The 19,301-nt window shown below is 44.8% G+C and carries 14 protein-coding genes; 11 read left to right on the top strand and 3 right to left on the bottom strand.

Features of this window, described 5'->3' with window-relative positions:
* Nucleotides 1-103: 103 nt before the first annotated feature.
* From nadC to GFS24_RS14195, 3 genes are read left to right on the top strand one after another with little or no spacing between them, the layout of a single operon-like run.
* Nucleotides 104-964: a carboxylating nicotinate-nucleotide diphosphorylase gene (gene nadC / locus GFS24_RS14205; RefSeq protein WP_153660320.1), complete on the top strand. Its 861-nt coding sequence runs from the start codon at nucleotides 104-106 to the stop codon at nucleotides 962-964.
* Between the two features lie 5 nt (nucleotides 965-969).
* Entirely contained in the window at nucleotides 970-1,854 is an 885-nt protein-coding gene (locus tag GFS24_RS14200; protein ID WP_153660319.1) for a diacylglycerol kinase family protein, read from the top strand.
* A gap of 11 nt (nucleotides 1,855-1,865) precedes the next feature.
* Nucleotides 1,866-2,201, top strand: a complete 336-nt coding sequence (locus tag GFS24_RS14195; RefSeq protein ID WP_153660318.1) for a translation initiation factor — start codon at nucleotides 1,866-1,868, stop codon at nucleotides 2,199-2,201.
* Nucleotides 2,202-2,534: 333 nt separating this feature from the next.
* Here GFS24_RS14195 and GFS24_RS14190 read toward each other — a convergent pair whose 3' ends face one another.
* Complete coding sequence (locus GFS24_RS14190) at nucleotides 2,535-3,254, bottom strand: biotin--[acetyl-CoA-carboxylase] ligase (protein WP_371730734.1); 720 nt, start codon at nucleotides 3,252-3,254, stop codon at nucleotides 2,535-2,537.
* A gap of 170 nt (nucleotides 3,255-3,424) precedes the next feature.
* On the opposite strand from GFS24_RS14190, the gene rsfS reads away from it, so the two are divergent.
* The 4 genes from rsfS to GFS24_RS14170 all read left to right on the top strand — a co-directional run bounded on the left by rsfS (nucleotide 3,425) and on the right by GFS24_RS14170 (nucleotide 7,414).
* The gene (gene rsfS, locus GFS24_RS14185) at nucleotides 3,425-3,829 is read left to right on the top strand and encodes a ribosome silencing factor (protein ID WP_153660317.1); all 405 of its coding nucleotides are present in this window, start codon (nucleotides 3,425-3,427) and stop codon (nucleotides 3,827-3,829) included.
* A gap of 71 nt (nucleotides 3,830-3,900) precedes the next feature.
* Nucleotides 3,901-5,937: an ATP-dependent zinc metalloprotease FtsH gene (ftsH, locus tag GFS24_RS14180; RefSeq protein ID WP_153660316.1), complete on the top strand. Its 2,037-nt coding sequence runs from the start codon at nucleotides 3,901-3,903 to the stop codon at nucleotides 5,935-5,937.
* Complete coding sequence (locus GFS24_RS14175) at nucleotides 5,938-6,573, top strand: lactate utilization protein C (RefSeq protein WP_371730731.1); 636 nt, start codon at nucleotides 5,938-5,940, stop codon at nucleotides 6,571-6,573. It abuts the gene before it with no gap.
* 76 nt (nucleotides 6,574-6,649) lie between these two features.
* The gene (locus GFS24_RS14170; RefSeq protein ID WP_173003078.1) at nucleotides 6,650-7,414 is read left to right on the top strand and encodes a UDP-2,3-diacylglucosamine diphosphatase; all 765 of its coding nucleotides are present in this window, start codon (nucleotides 6,650-6,652) and stop codon (nucleotides 7,412-7,414) included.
* On the opposite strand, the gene recO is transcribed toward GFS24_RS14170, so the two are convergent.
* Together recO and GFS24_RS14160 are read right to left on the bottom strand one after the other, a co-directional pair.
* Nucleotides 7,411-8,145 carry a DNA repair protein RecO gene (gene recO, locus GFS24_RS14165; RefSeq protein WP_153660315.1) on the bottom strand — a complete coding sequence of 245 codons (735 nt, stop codon included), beginning with the start codon at nucleotides 8,143-8,145 and terminating at the stop codon, nucleotides 7,411-7,413. The genes GFS24_RS14170 and recO overlap by 4 nt on opposite strands.
* An 18-nt stretch (nucleotides 8,146-8,163) precedes the next feature.
* Nucleotides 8,164-10,311, bottom strand: coding sequence for a hypothetical protein (locus tag GFS24_RS14160; protein WP_153660314.1), 2,148 nt, complete (start codon nucleotides 10,309-10,311; stop codon nucleotides 8,164-8,166).
* Nucleotides 10,312-10,432: 121 nt separating this feature from the next.
* Here GFS24_RS14160 and GFS24_RS14155 point away from each other — a divergent pair, with 121 nt between their 5' ends.
* The 4 genes from GFS24_RS14155 to GFS24_RS14140 all read left to right on the top strand — a co-directional run bounded on the left by GFS24_RS14155 (nucleotide 10,433) and on the right by GFS24_RS14140 (nucleotide 18,989).
* On the top strand, nucleotides 10,433-12,838 hold the full coding sequence (locus tag GFS24_RS14155; protein ID WP_153660313.1) for an RND family transporter: 2,406 nt from the start codon (nucleotides 10,433-10,435) through the stop codon (nucleotides 12,836-12,838).
* Between the two features lie 244 nt (nucleotides 12,839-13,082).
* Nucleotides 13,083-13,784, top strand: a complete 702-nt coding sequence (locus GFS24_RS14150; RefSeq protein ID WP_153660312.1) for an IS1595 family transposase — start codon at nucleotides 13,083-13,085, stop codon at nucleotides 13,782-13,784.
* 503 nt (nucleotides 13,785-14,287) lie between these two features.
* Complete coding sequence (locus GFS24_RS14145) at nucleotides 14,288-17,518, top strand: SusC/RagA family TonB-linked outer membrane protein (protein WP_153660311.1); 3,231 nt, start codon at nucleotides 14,288-14,290, stop codon at nucleotides 17,516-17,518.
* 25 nt (nucleotides 17,519-17,543) lie between these two features.
* Nucleotides 17,544-18,989, top strand: a complete 1,446-nt coding sequence (locus GFS24_RS14140; RefSeq protein ID WP_153660310.1) for a SusD/RagB family nutrient-binding outer membrane lipoprotein — start codon at nucleotides 17,544-17,546, stop codon at nucleotides 18,987-18,989.
* The last annotated feature ends 312 nt before the right edge of the window (nucleotides 18,990-19,301 follow it).

Here is a 19,301-nt window from a genome sequence, read left to right as displayed (position 1 = left end):
AAAGAGAGACTGAAAGGCTGCCGCAAGGCGGCCTTTTTTGTGCAGCGGTTTATCTCAAAAGGGATTTCGTAACTTGCGGCAATATTTCAAACCAGCAGTTTACATGTTACAAAAAGAAGCATTGATCAACTTTATCAGCAGCGCGCTGGCAGAAGATATCGGCAACGGAGACCATAGTACCATGGCTTCTATTCCCCCTACCGCAAAGGGGACCGCTCAGCTGAAGATCAAGGAAGCCGGCATCCTTGCAGGGATGGAAGTAGCAGAAGCCGTTTTCCGCTACCTGGATATGTTCACGGAATTCCGCCTCTTTAAAAAGGATGGAGATGCCATGCAGCCCGGCGAACTGGCTTTTGAAGTAGATGCTGCCGTACATACTTTACTCATGGCGGAACGCCTTGTGCTGAATTGCATGCAACGCATGAGTGGTATTGCCACCCTCACCCGCCAATATACAGATCGCCTGAAAGGATATCATACCAAAGTGCTGGACACCCGCAAAACCACGCCCAATTTCCGCATGCTGGAAAAAGAAGCCGTACGCATCGGTGGTGGTGTGAATCATCGGATGGGCCTTTACGATATGGTGATGCTGAAAGATAACCACATTGATTTCTGCGGAGGTATTACCCCCGCCGTAAATAACGTGGTGGATTACCTGAACAAAAACGGCCTGAACCTGCAAATAGAAGTAGAAGCGCGAAGCCTGGAAGATGTAAAAGAAATACTCACTGTTGGACAAGTACACCGCATCATGCTGGATAATTTCACACCAGCACAAATTCCCGCAGCGCTGGAACTCATCAACGGTAAATATGAAACAGAAGCTTCCGGCGGCATCACTTTAGCCAATGTGGAAGCCTATGCAAAAACAGGTGTGGATTTCGTGTCCGTGGGTGCTATTATTCATCATGCCGTAAGTCTCGACCTGAGCCTGAAAGCAGTTATCCACCCCAATAAATAATTCTTTTGAGGAAGATCCTGATCATCATCAACCGCAAAGCCGGTACCGATCGTGAAAAGCGATTAGGCGCTGCGATCCGGCAACAGCTCCCTGCGGACCTGTTTACTGTAGAAACCACTTACCTGCAATACCTGGGTCATGGAACAGATCTTGCCCGTGAAGCTGTTCAACGGGGCGTGGATACTGTTGTGGCTGTAGGCGGCGATGGTTCCATTAATGAAATTGCACAAGGTCTTTTAGGTTCCAGAACAGCACTGGCCATTATCCCTTTGGGCAGTGGCAATGGCCTGGCCCGCGCACTCCGCATTCCGCTGGATGCCACAGCTGCTTTGCAGATAGTGGCCAATGGTGTAAGAAAACCCATGGATGCAGGTTTTGCCAATGAACACCTTTTTCTAAGCAATGCAGGAGTTGGTTTCGATGCTCTTATTGCAGACCGTTTCAGACACAGCAAAAAGCGCGGCCTTGTTAATTACGCACGGCTGGTAATTGGAGGTTTCACCAGTTATAAACCTGCAGCCTATTCTATTAAAATAGACGGGGAGGAGAAGTCACAAAAAGCTTTTCTGATGACGGTAGCCAACGGGAACCAGTTTGGCTATGAATTCAAACTGGCCCCCAAAGCCAATGTTTTTGATGGTTTGCTGGATATCTGCCTCATACCTCCTTTGCGCTTCTGGGATCTGCTGCCATTAAGCCTTCATTCACTCCGCGGCAGTCTTGACGAAAGCCGGTACAAGGAACACTTAACCGGCAAGGAAATTGAAGTAAGTAGTGATGATCTGAATTGTTTACAGGTAGATGGGGATGCAGTGCCTTTGACCAATGGAAAAACAGTGTATTTTCGCATAGCAGCAGGTGCATTACAGGTAATAGTCCCTGCTGAATAATAAACGTTGATATGACTAAGAAGAAATCCGGCTCCTCCAGCGGCATCGTATATTCTACAGATCCCAATTTTTCCTATCCGCAGGAAGAACATGAGGAACAAGCCACTTTGCCGCCAGCGCAACAGCAACTGAAAGTAACGCTGGATAAAAAGCAGCGTGCAGGTAAAACAGTAACGGTGATAGCAGGTTATATCGGAATGGACAGTGATCTCGAAAAACTGGGAAAAGACCTGAAAACCAAATGTGGCACCGGCGGTAGTGTAAAAGACGGCATTATCCTTATCCAGGGAGATTATAAAGATAAAATAGTGAAGTGGTTACTGGATTGGGGGTATAAAGCGAAATGAGACAGGTAGGTTACGGGAAGGGTTGACATAGGCTCAACATAGGGTCAGATATGTGTCATCATTGCTCTCTCGTTGCTCCATGATATAATGAAAGAAAGCATTGCAACAGCAGGCAGTTTCATAGAATTTGCAACAAGTGTTGCACTTTTATATTTGGATAGTTTGAAAAGAAACTCCATCTTGTATGCCTCCATTTATTGACCAAAATCAGCGGGCCTTGCCCAATGACTGGCGTTTTTGGAGAAGCCGACTAATTTGTCTTTACAAATTCCACTTCTCCAAAAGCCAGTTGATCAACTGGCTTTTTTCATTCTGCAAACTCAACCACACCCATTACTTCACCACCACAAACTCCACCTCCCCAAATCCCAGTTCCAGCATAGTTTTCCCTTTCTCAAGGCACAACCGCCCATCCGGCAATACATCCATAATGATCCCCTGAAAAATATCCCCGTTTATTTTATACAAAGCAGGTTCTTTAAAGCGGTACATGTAAGATTTATATTCTTCCAGCCATTCATCAAACACTGCAGGATGCAAACGACTGTAACGTTCTTCCAGGCAATGGCAAAGTTCATGCGCAAGTGCTAAACTATCCCAGGTCTTCCCCGTGATCTGCCTCAAAGAAACAGGATTAATAAGGCTGTCCGGGAAATGCGGTGTATTGATATTAATGCCGATCCCTGTGATGGCATATTGCCATACACTTCCACGTAAAACATTCTCTATCAGGATGCCCCCTGCCTTTCTGTCACGCCAGTAAATATCATTACTCCACTTGATCCGCGTATCATCTCCTGCATATTTTGCGAAGAAATCATAGGCCCCCAAAGCCACTGCAACACTGAGCATAAATTGTTGGGGCAATGCCAGCGCGGGCTGTAGTACTGTAGTGAGCATAATGTTCTCACCAGGTTCTGAAAGCCATTGTTTACCACGCTGCCCTTTTCCTGCCGTTTGCTCCATTGCGAAAAAGGTGCTTCCGTCTGCCACTGGCCCGGCATTCACCTGTGCCATGGCATAGTTATTGGTGCTATCTATAGTTGACAGCACATGAAATGGGTTACCGATCACATTCTGTTTTTTATTAAAAAACAAAGTAACATCATTTTAACAATTTTTTACCGGCTCAATCGTCTACAGATATGAAGCAGTTGTGATATTTTGTGGCTGGTTTAGTAATTTTGAAGATTAAAGTTTATTTTTAACAAAAACAGCATTTATTGGCACCCTTAACCATTCTAAATACCCGGAAAAAGGCGGTAACACGCGTAAACAGAAACAGCAAGATATTTACTACCATCATAAAGGCCATACAGGACAAAAAAGGGGAGAATATCGTTTCCCTTGATCTGCGCAAGATTCCTGAAGCTGTTGCTGATTTTTTTATCTTATGTGAGGCCAATTCAAACACCCAGGTTAAAGCGATTGCGGACTTTGTGGAAGAGGAAGTGAGGCGCGCAACAGAAGAAACACCATACAAACACGAGGGGTTTACTGCCCAACAGTGGATCCTGGTGGATTATGTGAATATAGTCGTGCATGTTTTCATACCTGAAACACGCAAATTCTATAAACTGGAAGAAATGTGGAGTGATGCGGAAAGCATGGAACACCTTGAAAACTGAACAAAACCGCCGGTTTTGTATTAATTATTTGTATAAATAGACAACACTCATTCGTAAAGGAGCGAACGATCATGGAAAAAGGAGGCAACAACAATAACAAGGGATCCGATAAATCTCCAAAAAAAGGTCCAAAGTTCAATATATACTGGGTTTATGCCTTTATAGGGATAGCCCTGCTGGCTTTGAACTTTTTTGACTGGGGAACTAAGCCTAAAGAACTGACCGGCTTTAAACAATTCCAGCAGGATTTCCTGAAAACTGGGGATGTAGACAAGTTGGTAGTCGTGAATAAAAAGGTGGTGGAGATTTACATCAAGAAAGATCGTTTACACGATCCCAAATATGATGCGGTAAGTAAGAACCGTTTTAGTCAGCCTAATCCCGGGCCGCATTTTCAGTTTAGTATTGGTAGCGTAGAAGGCTTCCAGAAGGAACTGGACAAAGCACAAGAAGGAGTTCCCTTAGTGGATCAGATGAACGTATCCTTCCAGGATCGCGCAAACTGGTTTGATCCATTGATGCAGATATTATTGCCCATCCTGCTGCTGATAGGTATGTGGGTATTGCTGATGCGTAAAATGGGAGGCCCTTCCGGTGGAAGCGGCGGACCAGGCGGCATCTTCAACATAGGCAAATCCAAAGCCACTTTATTCGATAAAGGCACCAGGGTGAACATCACATTTAACGATGTAGCTGGTCTGGACGAAGCAAAAGTGGAAGTAATGGAAATCGTGGATTTCCTGAAAAATCCGAAGAAATACACCGCATTAGGTGGTAAAATACCAAAAGGTGCATTACTGGTAGGCCCTCCGGGTACAGGTAAAACCCTGCTCGCAAAAGCCATGGCCGGTGAAGCACAAGTTCCTTTCTTCTCTATGAGCGGTTCCGATTTCGTGGAATTATTCGTAGGGGTAGGTGCAAGCCGTGTACGTGACCTGTTCAAACAAGCCCGCGAAAAAGCGCCTTGTATCATCTTCATCGATGAAATTGATGCAATCGGCCGTGCACGTGGTAAGAACGTAATGATGAGCAATGACGAACGCGAAAACACCCTCAACCAGTTATTGGTAGAAATGGATGGTTTCGGTACAGACAGCGGTATCATTATCCTCGCAGCCACCAACCGTCCGGATGTACTGGATAGCGCATTATTGCGCCCGGGTCGTTTCGACCGTCAGATCTCTATAGATAAACCAGATCTGGCCGGCCGTGAACACATCTTCGACGTGCATCTGAAACCTATCAAAACTTCTCCTATCCTCGATATCAAGAAGCTCGCTTCTATGACCCCCGGTTTTGCCGGTGCGGATATTGCCAACGTATGTAACGAAGCAGCTTTGATCGCTGCCCGTAAAGGCAAAACGCAAGTGGAAATGGACGACTTCAACGATGCAATTGATCGTGTGATCGGAGGTCTGGAGAAAAAGAACAAGATCATTTCTCCTGAAGAGAAAGAAGTGATCGCTTACCACGAAGCTGGCCATGCTATCTGCGGATGGTACCTGGAACATGCTAACCCGCTGGTAAAAGTGACCATCGTTCCACGTGGCGTAGCCGCATTGGGATATGCACAGTATCTGCCGAAAGAACAATACCTCTATAATACCGAACAACTCATGGACGATATCTGCATGACCCTTGGTGGCCGAGCAGTTGAAGACCTGGTATTCGGTAAAGTATCCACCGGTGCACAAAACGACCTGCAGGTAATTACCCGCATGGCTTACGCAATGGTCACCGTATACGGTATGAACGATAAGATCGGTAACGTTTCTTTCTACGATCCTAACAGCGATCAGGCTTTCACCAAGCCTTACTCTGAAGAAACATCCAAGATGATCGACCACGAAGTACGTTTGCTGATTGATAAAGCATACCAACGTACCAAACAATTGCTGGCCGATAAAATGGATAACGTAAGATTGCTCGCAGGTGAACTCCTGAAAAAAGAAGTACTCTATAAAGACGATCTGGAACGCCTCATCGGGAAACGCCCTTATGAGACGCACAAAGAACACATCGTTCCTAATAAAGAAGGTACCAGCTTTGATGGCGTACATCCTACAGATATCATTAATCCTTCACCGGCAAATGTAATTTCTGAATAGGTGAAAGTATCTCCTGCAAAAGAAAATATCCTGAAGAAGGTGAGGAATGCGCTCAGCCAGCCAGTGCAGTTGCCATTTCCGCATGCGGAAGGAAACAACTCAGTGTTTGAAACAGCACATGATGGATTGGAAATGAAGTTTGCAGAAGAGTTTTCCCGGCTGCAGGGCAAGTTTATCTTCTGTTCCTCCCGCGATGAACTGGCAGATAATCTGCAAGCCCTGGTGGTGAATAAAGAATGGACGCATGTTCATTGTAAAACACCTTCGCTGGAAACGATCCTGCAACCATATAAACCAGCTTACTTAAACGTAGGCGATGAACATACACTGGATGCAGCTATTACAGATTGTGAATGGCTGGTAGCCCGCACCGGAAGTATTATCATGAGCTCAGCGCAACCTTCAGGAAGAGCATTACCTGTTTTCGCACCTGTTCATATTGTGATTGCCTACACGCATCAGCTCGTGTTTGATGTAAAGGACGGCATCAGCAAAATGAAAGAGAAATACCCCGGCCAGCTTCCATCCATGATCTCTTTCGCCACCGGCCCAAGCCGTACGGCCGATATCGAGAAAACACTGGTGGTAGGTGTACACGGCCCTAAAGAGGTATATGTGTTCTTACTGGATGAATAAATCTTTTTAATCAATACAAACAATGTAAAATGCAAAAGGAAATTTTCACTTTTGCATTTTACATTTAAGCTAGATCATGGAACTGTTATTACCGGCGGACAAGCGTATTTACTTTGCTTCGGATTTCCACCTCGGCGCTCCCACCATGGAGAAAAGCCGTGAACGGGAAAGGCTGGTAGTGCAGTGGCTGGATGAAGCAGCGAAAGACGCGCAACATATCTTCCTGGTAGGCGACCTCTTTGATTTCTGGTTTGAATATAAAGATGTGATCCCGAAAGGCTATACCCGCCTCTTAGGTAAACTGGCAGAACTGCGGGATAAAGGCATCGGTATTTCCGTTTTCATCGGCAACCATGATATGTGGATGAACGGATATTTTGAAGATGAACTACAGATCCCCGTTTACTATGAACCACAGACCTACACCATTGCCGGTAAGAAATTCTATATCGGTCACGGAGATGGTTTAGGCCCCGGTGATCATGGTTATAAATTCCTCAAGAAAGTATTTCGTAATCCCGTTTGCCGCTGGCTGTTTTCGTGTTTGCATCCCCGTTGGGGCATCTCTATGGCCAATTACTGGAGCCGCAAAAGCAGGGCTGCTACCGGTTCTCAGCTGGAAGAGTTCCTCGGTGAAAAGGATGAATGGCTCGCCATTTACAGCAAGGAGATCTTAGAGAAAGAACATTTCGATTATTTTATTTTCGGCCACCGTCATCTGCCGCTGGACCTGAAAGTAGGAGAGAACAGCCGTTATGTAAACCTGGGAGATTGGTTGAATTATAACTCCTATGGTGTTTTTGATGGCAGCAACTTAGAACTGAAATACTACCAACGTTAACCCAGTATTTCATGTAATATAGGAGGAGAGTGCAATTCCTTAAAATCCGGAAGATGCACTTTATAAAAATCCAGGTAAGCATACAGCATATTCCTTCTCCGTTCCTTATTCAATTCAATCTTCCCAAGGTCAGCAGCATACACAACCTGTTGCAAACGATCCGTTATCTCGCTGGAAATTTCATCCAGGTAATTACTGTGATGTGGTGGAAGATCTGTGAAAACACCTTTTTGCAGATCAAGGTAAGGTGTGAATTCAGAATAGTGGCCGCCGAAGTGAAACCCTAAGTGTATAGCCAGTTTCAGCGTGAAATACAAAGGAAGGTTAGCCGCTACCGGAGTCGATTCAGTATCCAATGCTTTAAACACGCTTTCTGCAAATTGATATAATTCAGGATCATGTTCCGGTTGCCGGAGCACCTTCTGCAATAACTCAATGAGATATAACGCCACCGTATTCTTTACAATGTTCACATGCATCGAAGTATATACATGCCCCAGTTTGAATTCGGAAATGCGGTGCAGATTTTTCTGATCGTTATGATATACTACAAGATCAAGGATGTTCCCCGGTTGCAGGATGTTTCCCTTAGCTGCTTTGGGTTTGGAGGAACGCACTCCATTTACGATATAGGATTGTATCCCGAATAACTCCGTGAAAATGCTCAGGATCACACTGGCATCACCATATTTTACCGTACGAAGAACTATTCCGGGTGTTTTATGCAGCATATCAGCAAAAGTCGTACATCAATGGATAAATACCAGCTTCGTGACCAACTTTTCCTGGCCATCTTCATTGGAAGCAAAAACAAGGTAAACCCCACTTTGCGGCCGATGGCCTGTGTAGTCGGTTCCATTCCATACAGCCTGCCCTCCATGGGCGCGGGTTTGGAATACCAGTTTACCCGTAATATCTGTGATCTTCACAATAGCATTGAGCACCAGCCCCCTGATGGCAATAGTTCCCTCATAACCGCGAGGCACCGGATTGGGAAATACCAGTACATCGCTGCCTTGTGTTTCACTTCCTTCCGTAGCAGTTCCTCTCCAGGAAATTAGCCCTGTGGCAGTAGCAAAGAAAACTTCGCCCGTTACCGGATGCACAATGATCCGGTGAATAATATTACTGGATAAGGGACTATTGCTGGTATTGAAATGTTGGATAAGTTGTTCGCCGCTGGGGCTGATCAGCCATACGCCATTTTGTGTGCCCACCCATTTGCGGTTGGCGCCATCGACCGCAATCGTATTCACCTGTTCATTCTGAAAGAGAAAACCCGCAAAATTATCCTGCCGCACAATGGGTAGTACCGCTTCACAACCTGTTGGTGCAAATGCTTCCGTGGCACATTGTACAACCCCGATCCCTCTGGTGGTCCCTATCCATATCCAACCCTGCAGATCTTTAGCAATACACTTCACTTCATCCGATGGCAAATTTCCACGGCCGGCGCCGGTTTGATAAAGTTTCCATTTATCATCCTGCGTATTGTCCAGGCTGCTGCCATGATTGAAAACAAATACTCCGTTTCCCCGCGGAGAAACGATCCATTTCTGATCCGCATCGTCAACAAGTATCTGACTAACTGCACGGGCTATATGAAAAACAGGGATGGAAAATTGTAACCAGCTGTTATCCGGTTTTTTAACCAATAGATTATTCAGCGCACCAAAATCACTCACCCAGAGATTTCCTGTTTTATCTGTTGCCAGTCCGCTTACCTGTGTGGGTGGAAGTTGAGGAGCACCGCCACCAACCATCCAAAGCCCACCACCAAAAGAGCCTGCATATATTGCATCACCGGCAGCAGCCAGTGTAACAATATCAGCAAGAGAATCCGCTGCCTGGTAACTTTGCCATTCTTCTCCTTCAAACTTAAACACCCCGCTTTTATTACCACTACCAGCTGCCGCCCAGAGGGCATTTTTATGAATGATCATTTCTCCCGTTACAATATCCGGAGGAGCATTGGGTGTGAGATTTTGATAAACACCATTATTGTATTGTATCAACCCATTACGGGCATCAGCTATCCAGGTATTATTTCCCATATTTACAGCCCCTGAAGGAGATGCACTTTGAAAAGTACCTGTAACGGCAGCAGTTGCAGAAAGCTGTATCACACGTGCAGGCTCACTTACAAACAATGCGTTGCCGGAAGAAGTAAGCCCTTTAATCACCTGCCCGTCTGTATACCAGCGTTGCCACTGTGTTTGATTCCAGGTAAATAAAGTATCCTTCACCTGCGCAATCACCTGTTGCCCGATATTAGCAAGTGTCGTCACAATGCCCGGTTGCGGAATATCCATCCAGTTCTTCGGATCGGCAAGATTACTCCCCTGCAGTAAGCCCCGTTTTATACCGTTAGCCGTAGCCGCATAGAAATACCGGTCATCTGTTGCCACAGCCGTCACTTTCATATTCAGGTAAGTATCCGTGATCTCATACCTGTCCAGGTTTACCGCAATGATCCCTATGCCCGTAGAGAGATAAGCATGATTGCCCCAAAAGGCAATATGATAGATCCGTTTATCCCCGGAAGTTTGCCTGAGCAGTATTTCCGGTATATTAATAATGTTCTCTTTCCGGAGGATGTCCAGGTTGCTGTTGTTATAAGCTATTACCAATGCCTGGCTGCTTTCATGATACCCGATGCTGGTAATGCCCGCATCATGGAGTCCGTTCACCTTACTATACCGGGTAATTTCATTGTCCGGCTGGGAAACCGAGAAAAGGCTGAAAGGGGTGGCGCAATAAACAACAGCCGGCCCCGCGGCGATGGCAATTGCCTGCCGGTAAGGAAAATGTTCCCGCCATTGCCCTATGGGAACGGATTGTGCTCTTACAAGAGAACAAAACAACAGGAGGGAAAGAAAAAAGGGGCCTACGCGCATACCTCAAAAATAACAATTACGAATAATCCTTTATACATAATTCCTTCAATTCATCATTGATAATTCAAAATTCATAAATTCATTATTACCTTTGTGACCTTTACCAAAACATATAATACATATGTGGCAGCGGCTGGCAGGATTTGTATTAAAATACCGTTTATGGCTACTGGCTTTGCTATTCGCAAGCACAGGCATCATGGCATATTACGCCAGCAAGGTAGAATTGTCCTACGAATTTACAGGCGCAATTCCCAGGGACAATCTTAAATTCCTTGAATACCAGGATTTTAAATCCAAATTTGGGGAGGATGGGAACATGATGGTGGTAGGTATTGAAACCGATAGCCTCTTTAAACTGGAGTTCTTTAAGGAATACGTTAAGCTGAATGAGGACATGCGGAAAATACCCGCAGTGGAAAATACCCTCAGCATTCCCGTAGCCATTAACCTCGTAAAAGACGACAGTACCCGGAAGCTCAAAGCCGTAACCCTCTTCCAGCCCGTACCACAGGATCAGGCCACACTGGATAGCCTGGCTACCGTTTTTAATTCGCTCCCTTTTTACAAAGGATTGTTATACAGCAGCAACAGCCATTCTTACCTGATGGCCGTGCATATCAATAAAGGTATCCTCAATTCCATCAAAAGGATAGAGGTGGTGGAAGCCATTACCAAAACCGCTGAGGCATTCGGTAAAAAACATAACCTGGACGTTAAGCTGAGCGGCCTTCCCATGATCCGTACCATCATGGCAACCAAGGTAGCAGATGAATTAAAGATGTTCCTGAAGATCTCCTTCGTGCTCACCGCTTTGATCCTGCTATTGTTCTTCCGTTCAGTAAGTGCTGTTTTAATGAGTATGGTGGTAGTGGCCATTGGAGTGATCTGGTCTGTAGCCACCATTGTGTTGTGCGGATATAAGATCACATTGCTGACAGGGCTTATTCCTCCCCTGATCGTGGTGATTGGGATTCCTAACTGTGTTTACTTCCTCAATAAATACCATACAGAATACGCCTTGCATGGCAACAAATCGAAAGCCCTGGTGCGTATGGTGCAAAAGATGGGAATTGTTACCCTCTTCACCAATCTCACGGCAGCCATAGGTTTCGGCGTATTTTACTTCACCAATAGCGCCATCCTGAAACAATTTGGGGTAGTAGCAGGTGTGAATATCATGCTGATATTCCTGATCTCCTTTATCTTCCTGCCGTCCGTACTGAGCTATTTACCACCGCCCAAAACAAAACATACCAGCTACCTGGAAAATAAAATGTTCTGTTCCGTGCTGGACCTGCTCAATACCCTCGTATTCAAATACCGGCCAATGGTATACCTGGTAACCGTATTAATGGTAGGGGCTGCTATTTTAGGTATGATGCGCCTCAGGCCTGTCGGTTTTATTGTAGACGATATCCCGAAATCAGATAAGCTTTATACAGACCTGAAGTTCTTTGAAAAGAATTTCAAAGGTGTAATGCCACTGGAAATAGTGGTGGACACGAAAAAGAAGAATGGCGTAGTGAACCTGCAAACACTCACCAAGCTGGATGAAGTGAGTAAGATCATTGCAGAACAGCCGGTATGTGCCCGCCCGCTTTCAGTAGCAGAAGGGATCAAGTTTGCCAAACAGGCTTATTACGGAGGAGACAGTCTGAACTATGCCGTGCCCAATCAGTTCGATATCGGTTTCCTGGCTCCTTATCTGCGGATGAAAGGAGCCTCCGGAGAAGCTTCCACCTTCACAAAACTGGTTTCTTCCTTTATGGACAGTACCCGCCAGGTGGCCAGAATAAGTGTTAACATGGCTGATGTGGGTTCCGTTGAACTACCACGGCTGATAGATTCATTACGGCCCCAGGTCAATGCTATTTTTGATACCGCACAATACAAAGTAACCTTCACCGGTACCAGTATCATCTTCCTGGAAGGAAGCCGTTTTATCATCAATGGTTTGATGGAAAGTATCCTGCTGGCATTTGTGCTGATCATCTTCTGTATGTTATACCTCTTCCGTTCCTGGAGGATGTTATTGATCTCATTGATCCCAAACATAATACCACTGGTGGTTACAGCCGGAGTAATGGGTTGGATGAATATTGCTATCAAGCCTTCTACCGTATTGGTTTTCAGTATTGCTTTAGGGATAGCCATAGACGTTACTATCCGTTTCCTGGTCAATTTTAAACAGGAATTACCACAGAATAATCTGGATATATCCGCCACCGTGAGGCAGACAATTAATGAAACCGGGCTCAGTATCATCTACACCTCGCTGATCCTTTTTGCAGGGTTCATGATCTTTGCCTTTTCAGAATTCCAGGGAACAAAAGCGCTGGGGTGGCTCACCTCGCTCACACTTGTAATGGCCATGATCACCAATCTTACCATCCTTCCGGCCATGTTGTTATGGATGGAAAAGGCCCTTCAGAAGAAAGCAAAGAAGAAAGAATTATGGAATCCGCTGGACGAAGAAGCGGATCTTGAGATGGATCAGATTGGGCTGGATGATAAAAACGACTAAAACGTTTATCCGGCATATTTACCGTCCATACAAATTAATATAAAAGGGGCATGATAATTATTTTCGATGTGTGCCCGCCAAAACCTTAGTCCGTGGCTGAATGCCACGGATTTTTTTTGCCGGGCCTCTTAAAATAATCTAGTGGGGTACGTTCATCATCTGCTAATCGCCGCTTATAATAAAGCATTATATATACAGAAGAAAAAGTGAGAGGTTTATAATGCCATTCTAACCTCTTAGTCCAATGAAAAATAAGTTCCTAAAAGGCGCTCACTTGTCCGAGCGCAAGTTTAAGGAGATACTTAAGTTATTCTCCGAAGACTTAACCGCCACGCAGATAGCAAATATCAGCGGGGTTAGCAGAGTAACTATCAATAGTTACCTGAAGAAGATCAGATTGCAGATCGTAAAATATTGCGAGTCTCTGCAGCCTGAATCTACGCCCAATGCAGCTACATGGCTGCAAAGGAGTCACTCTCACACAGACGCCCATGATACGGCTGTTGCTGTTAAAACAGACGTAGACCGTATTATCAAGCCCGTCATCTTTGGTATTTACAAGCAGGAAAACAAAGTCTTTACAGAGATCCTCCCGGATGTAAGCCGCTCTATGATCCAGGCAATTGCCCGTGGACGTAGTGTATTGGAAACCGTTGGCAGCACAGAACGCATCCGCCGGTTCCAGGGAGTGGTTGATCTTGGCCAGTACCGCTTGTATCACTTAGGGAACGGGCATCATGACGCGGATGCCGGAAAGGCTTTGCTGGATGATGTAGATGGTTTCTGGGGGCTCACCAAACACCGGTTGGCCAAATTCAAGGGCCTGAACCGCAACACAGCTTATCTGCACCTCAAAGAATGCGAGTTCCGATACAACTATCGGAACGATGACCTGTACAATGTTCTGATGAATCTCTTGAAAACATTCCCTTTAAACTTATCGTGACCGGGTAATGCTAAAATAAGTGTCAATACTTTTCAATCTTAAAAAAAACTAGATTGAGATGACCAAGATCTGACGCTTATGAAAAAGACATTATCAATTCACATGATATGTGCATTTAATGCTATATCACCCTGCGGCCGTGTAACCCAAATGGACATGCCCGTAAACCCTTTGCTGTTAAGCAATACAGCCAAAAAAAGTCATACAGCCGTTCCCTGGATCGGCAATAAAAATATCATAAAGAATCTCGATTTAGATTTTGGTTGATGATAAGCGGGTGATAATCTTGTCGCCTGCTTTTTCTTTTTTAGAAAACCCCCAAAGCCTCCCCGGCTCTGGAAGCAGGCGCAATTCCTATATAAAGAACTTATCTAGTTATCTATTCATTACTTAAAAAAAAATCTATGGCTCCTCCAAAAAAATTACAAACTCATTGCGTTAAAAAACCGTTAAGTAATTTATATTTGAGTGTTAAAATTTCGTTAAACAACTAAATTATGCTTATGAGGAAAGGTCTAACCGCACTTTTCCTGATCCTGATATCCCTATCAGGTCAGGTCTTGGCGCAGAGTCGAACCGTTAAAGGAAAGGTTACGGCTGCCGAAGACGGTACGCCCATTATTGGCGCTACCATTTTAGCTAAAGGAACAAATGTTGGAACTGTAACTAATGCGGAGGGTGTTTATTCCCTTAACGTACCAGACGGGGTAACTACACTCGTCGTTAAGTTCATCGGTATGAAAGATACCGAAGCAAAGATCAACGGCACGCAAGTGGACGTTGTGTTAAGTCAGGATGTAAGAACACTGACAGAAACTGTTGTAACTGCAAACGCTATCCGCAGGGATAAACGTTCCCTCGGTTATTCAGCCCCTACCGTTAAAGGCGACGAAATTACAAAAGGCCAAAGTACAAGTGCCCTGAATGGTCTCTCCGGTAAAGTAGCTGGTGTGAACATTACCAGCACTGCCTCTGCCCCGGGTTCTTCTTCCCGCATCGTATTACGTGGTGGTTCTTCCATCGCAGGTAATAACCAGGCACTCCTCGTTGTAGATGGTGTACCTATCGATAACTCCAGTGTGATCGGAGGCGGCGACAGCCGCTCTGCTATTGACTACGGTAACCGTGGTAATGATATCAACCCTGATGATATTGAATCTATCTCTGTACTGAAAGGACCTGCTGCCGCTGCGCTTTATGGATCACGCGCATCAAACGGAGCTTTGATCATTACAACCAAAACCGGTAAAAAAGGTGGTGCCGCAAGAAAACAGGAAGTTACTTACACTTCTGCTTTAACGTTATCCAACGTATTAAAACTCCCTGATTTCCAAAATGAATTCGGACAAGGGTATCCTGATCCTTCTGACCCTAGCGGCTACTACATCGATCCGCAGGAGAACTTCAGCTGGGGACCAAAGTTTGATGGCTCCCTGAAAGAATGGGGTCAGGAAATTGACGGAAAAAGATTGTCCAAACCATGGGTAGCACAACCAGACAACGTTAAGAAATTCTTTGAGCTTGGAAAAGCCTGGAACAATAACGTATCGCTTTCCGGTGGTAACGACAAGTCTACTTATTATCTTTCCCTCGGTGCACTCAATTCAAATGGTGTAATGCCCAGCAACCTGGACAGGTACAATAAGTACAGTGTTCGTTTTAATGGTAGCACAGAATTGAGCAACAAGTTCTCTACTTCCATCGGTATCAACTACACCAAGATCAATAGTAACATGGTACAGGGTGGTCAGGGTAACGGATCTGTATACGATAACGTATTGCAGACACCCCGCGACATTCCTTTACAGGATATGGATGATCTTAAAAATCCCTACTACAGTTATGGTGATGTACTGCAGGATGCAGATGGTAACCCTGTTTACGGATATTACGGTGCTTATACAGATCAGCCTTATTGGGTAATGAAAAACTATAAGAACATTAATAACGTAGATCGCGTTACCGGTAACTTCACCGTTAGTTATAAACCTAATACCTGGTTATCAGTTGTAGAAAGACTGGGTGCGGATGTATATGCGGACAGGCGCCGTTCATCACAACCTAAGTTTACTTTTAAACCAGCAGATCTAAGTATTTATCCTGATAAGAATGCGGTTGGTCAATATGCAGAGAACACCATTAACGTGAGTGATATCACTCATGACCTGATGATAACTGCAGAAAAGAAATTCAGCAATGATTTCACCGCCAGCCTCCTGGTGGGTAACAACATCCGTCAGCGTGTAGTTACAACGCTTGATGCAACTACCAATACAGCTGGTCTGATCATCCCGGGATGGTACAACCTCGCAAACAGTAGTGGTCCTCCGTTATCTGAAAACACATATGCGATGCGTCGCTTAATTGGTTTATATGGAGAACTCAATCTTTCTTACAAGAGCATGTTGTTCCTCGGTGCAACTGCACGTAACGACTGGTCTTCTACTTTGCCTGCATCCAGCAGATCTTTCTTCTATCCAAGTGTGAACGCTTCATTCGTTTTCACGGAATTAACGAAAGATACCAGGATCAGCGAAGTGTTGAACTATGGTAAACTCCGCGCCAGCTGGGCTTCTGTAGGTAATGATGCCGATCCGTACCTGTTGCTTAACTACTATGTTAAAACAGCTATCGTAGGTAATTTTGCCAATACCCAATTCCCCTTTGGTAGTATCCCCGGCCTTACCGTAGGTAATACCATTGGTAATCCAAATCTGCAACCTGAAAGAACGGATGCGTTTGAAGTAGGTACAGAACTCGGTTTCTTCGATAACAGGATCTATATAGACTTCTCTTATTATCAGAATAAATCCAAAAATCAGATCCTCGCTGCTCCTATCTCTCCTGCCACTGGTTTCACGAATGAAGTAATGAATACAGGTGTTGTAGAGAACAAGGGTGTTGAGCTGTCAGTTCGTGCTACACCAGTGCGCACATCATCTGGATTTACCTGGGAAGTATTTGGTACTTACACAAAGAACAAGAATGAAGTGGTATCCCTGTTACCAGGTGTAGACCAGGTAATTATTGGTGGTCTCGGCGGCATGAGCATTGTTGCTGCAGTGGGCAAGCCATATGGTACTTTCTACACACGGGATATCCTGCGTGATCCACAAGGAAGAATGGTAGTAAACGCAGATTCAGGTATTCCGGAACAAACTGAGAATGCCGTGTACCTGGGTTCTTACCTTCCAAGGTTCCAGGCTTCATGGGGTACCAGCCTCAGTTACAAAGGCCTCAGCTTAAGCGTACTGTTTGATACAAAACAAGGTGGTCAGTTCTACTCCCGTACAAGTGATATCATGAGTTTTGTGGGTACGTCTCCGCTTACAGCAAAGAACGGACGTAATTATATAGTAGAACCTAATACTGTATATACGGATCCGGTTAGTGGTCAATACGTAGAAAATAAAACCCTGGTTACTAACTGGTATGATTTCTATTCCAGCCAGGCAAGTGTTCCGGATGCTGTACACCTGTACGATGCTTCTTACATTAAATTGCGCGAAGCCAGTATCTCTTACAAATTCCCAAGAGAGTTGCTGAACAGAACACCATTTGGTGATCTTTCTGTAGGTTTCTTTGGTAATAACCTTTGGATCCGTACACCTAAGGAAAACACTTATGCTGATCCGGAAATGAACTCTGGTGGAGCAGGTAATGAACAAGGTTTGGATTTCACTGCACAGCCTTCCCTCCGGAACTTTGGTGTGAATCTGAAAGTGACTTTTTAATCCTTAAGCTGAAAAAGAGAAATTTATGAAACTAACAAAAACTAAAATATTTCTGACTGCAGTAGCCTTAACGGCAGTGGCATTCGCAGGATGTAAAAAGTTCCTGGATGTGAACCAGAATCCCAATGCTACAACCTTTGCTAATCCTGCACAGATCCTGCCTTCAGTACAAGGGGCAGTGGCGCACGCCGTAAGTTATCCATATCAGAATTTTGGAAACTTTTACAGCCAGTACTGGACGCAGAATTTAAATAACAGCCAGTTCCGTGGTCTTGACCAATACACAACAGGACCAAGTGATTTTGACAGATCATGGTCTGTTTTGTATTCAAATGCAATTGCAGATACAGACTCCCTGATCGTAAATCAGCACCTGCCTAAATTCCAGCAGTATGCAGCAATCGCATGGTTAATGCGCGCATATTCCTTCCAGATGCTCACAGATGCTTTTGGTGATATTCCATTAAAAGAAGCGCTGAAAGGAAGAGACAACCGCAGTCCTCATTATGATGCGCAGGCAGAAGTGTACGATAGTATCCTGGTATTTATAGACAGGGCCAAAGGTTTGATTGACGTTACACCAGCTAACCCTTACAAACCTGGTGTTGACGATCTGCTGGCTGGTGGCGATATGACTACATGGCTGCAATTTGCCAACACACTCAAATTGCGCGTTTTATTACGTTTGACTACAGTAAACTCCGCAAAAGCACAAGCTGGTATCCAGGCATTGTATGCTGAAACACCGGCGCCTGCATTCCTGGCTAAGGATGTTGAAATGAAGTGGACTACAACAGGTGGTAACCAAAACCCCTTGTACGCTGAGCGTGTATTTTTAAATACACCTAACCAGGTAGCCAGCTCTACTATCATGGATAGAATGAAAGCGAATAATGACCCCCGCATCAGCAGTTTCTTTGCATTGATAGGTGGCCAATTCGTTGGAACTCCACAGGGTTCTTTTATTGATAGCCCAAGTACCAAGTCGGTATCTCGTCCTTCTACGAAGGTGCTGAGCGCTACTGCTCCCGGCAGGCTGATCTCTGCTGCTGAAAGTTTTTACCTTCAGTCAGAAGCAGCTGCAAGAGGCTGGGGAACAGGAAATGCTAAAACATTGTTTGAATCAGGTATCAAAGCAAACTTTGCTACACTTGTTCTCACACCTGCACAGGCACAGGCTTATATCGATGATCCAGCTGCCACGGCTTCAAAATACCCCGTTGGTGATGTGAATACGCAGGTTACTGCTATCATCACACAGAAATGGTTTTCATTGTGCGGTTCCCAGGGCTTCGAAGCATGGTGTGAACAACGCCGTACGGGAGTTCCTGCCTTAATTAAGTCTCAGGCTTCTAAATTAGGTAACGATAACTTCCCTGCACGTTTCATTTATCCTCAGGCTGAAGTAACCAGGAATGGTAATTTCCCTGGCGTGGTAAAGATCGACACGAAAGTTTGGTGGGCTAAATAAACACTGAATTCTTTCTAAAATAACAGCGGCCGTCTCTTCATAAGAGGCGGCCGCTTTTTTTGTTTACATGATTAGTTGCCGTAACACGAATAGTCTGTACCAACCGTCTCAAAACCGCAGCGAAACTCTTTTTCTTTTCATGAAATTTTAAGCGCACAAATTTCCATATTCCTCACTATCTGCATGGACGTAGTTAGTTACAAATTAAGTATATCAACAATTTGATAATCAAAGTATTCTAGGTTTAATTATAGCACTTTCGTGTTACCATTAACGAAATGTTAAATTGTATTTTGCTTATGCTATTTCGAG

The sequence above is a fragment of the Chitinophaga sp. SYP-B3965 genome (assembly GCF_009647655.1).
Taxonomy (GTDB): Bacteria; Bacteroidota; Bacteroidia; order Chitinophagales; family Chitinophagaceae; genus Chitinophaga.
The sequence above is the reverse complement of the archived record's forward strand: the minus strand, read 5'-3'. Positions and strand labels throughout refer to the sequence as shown.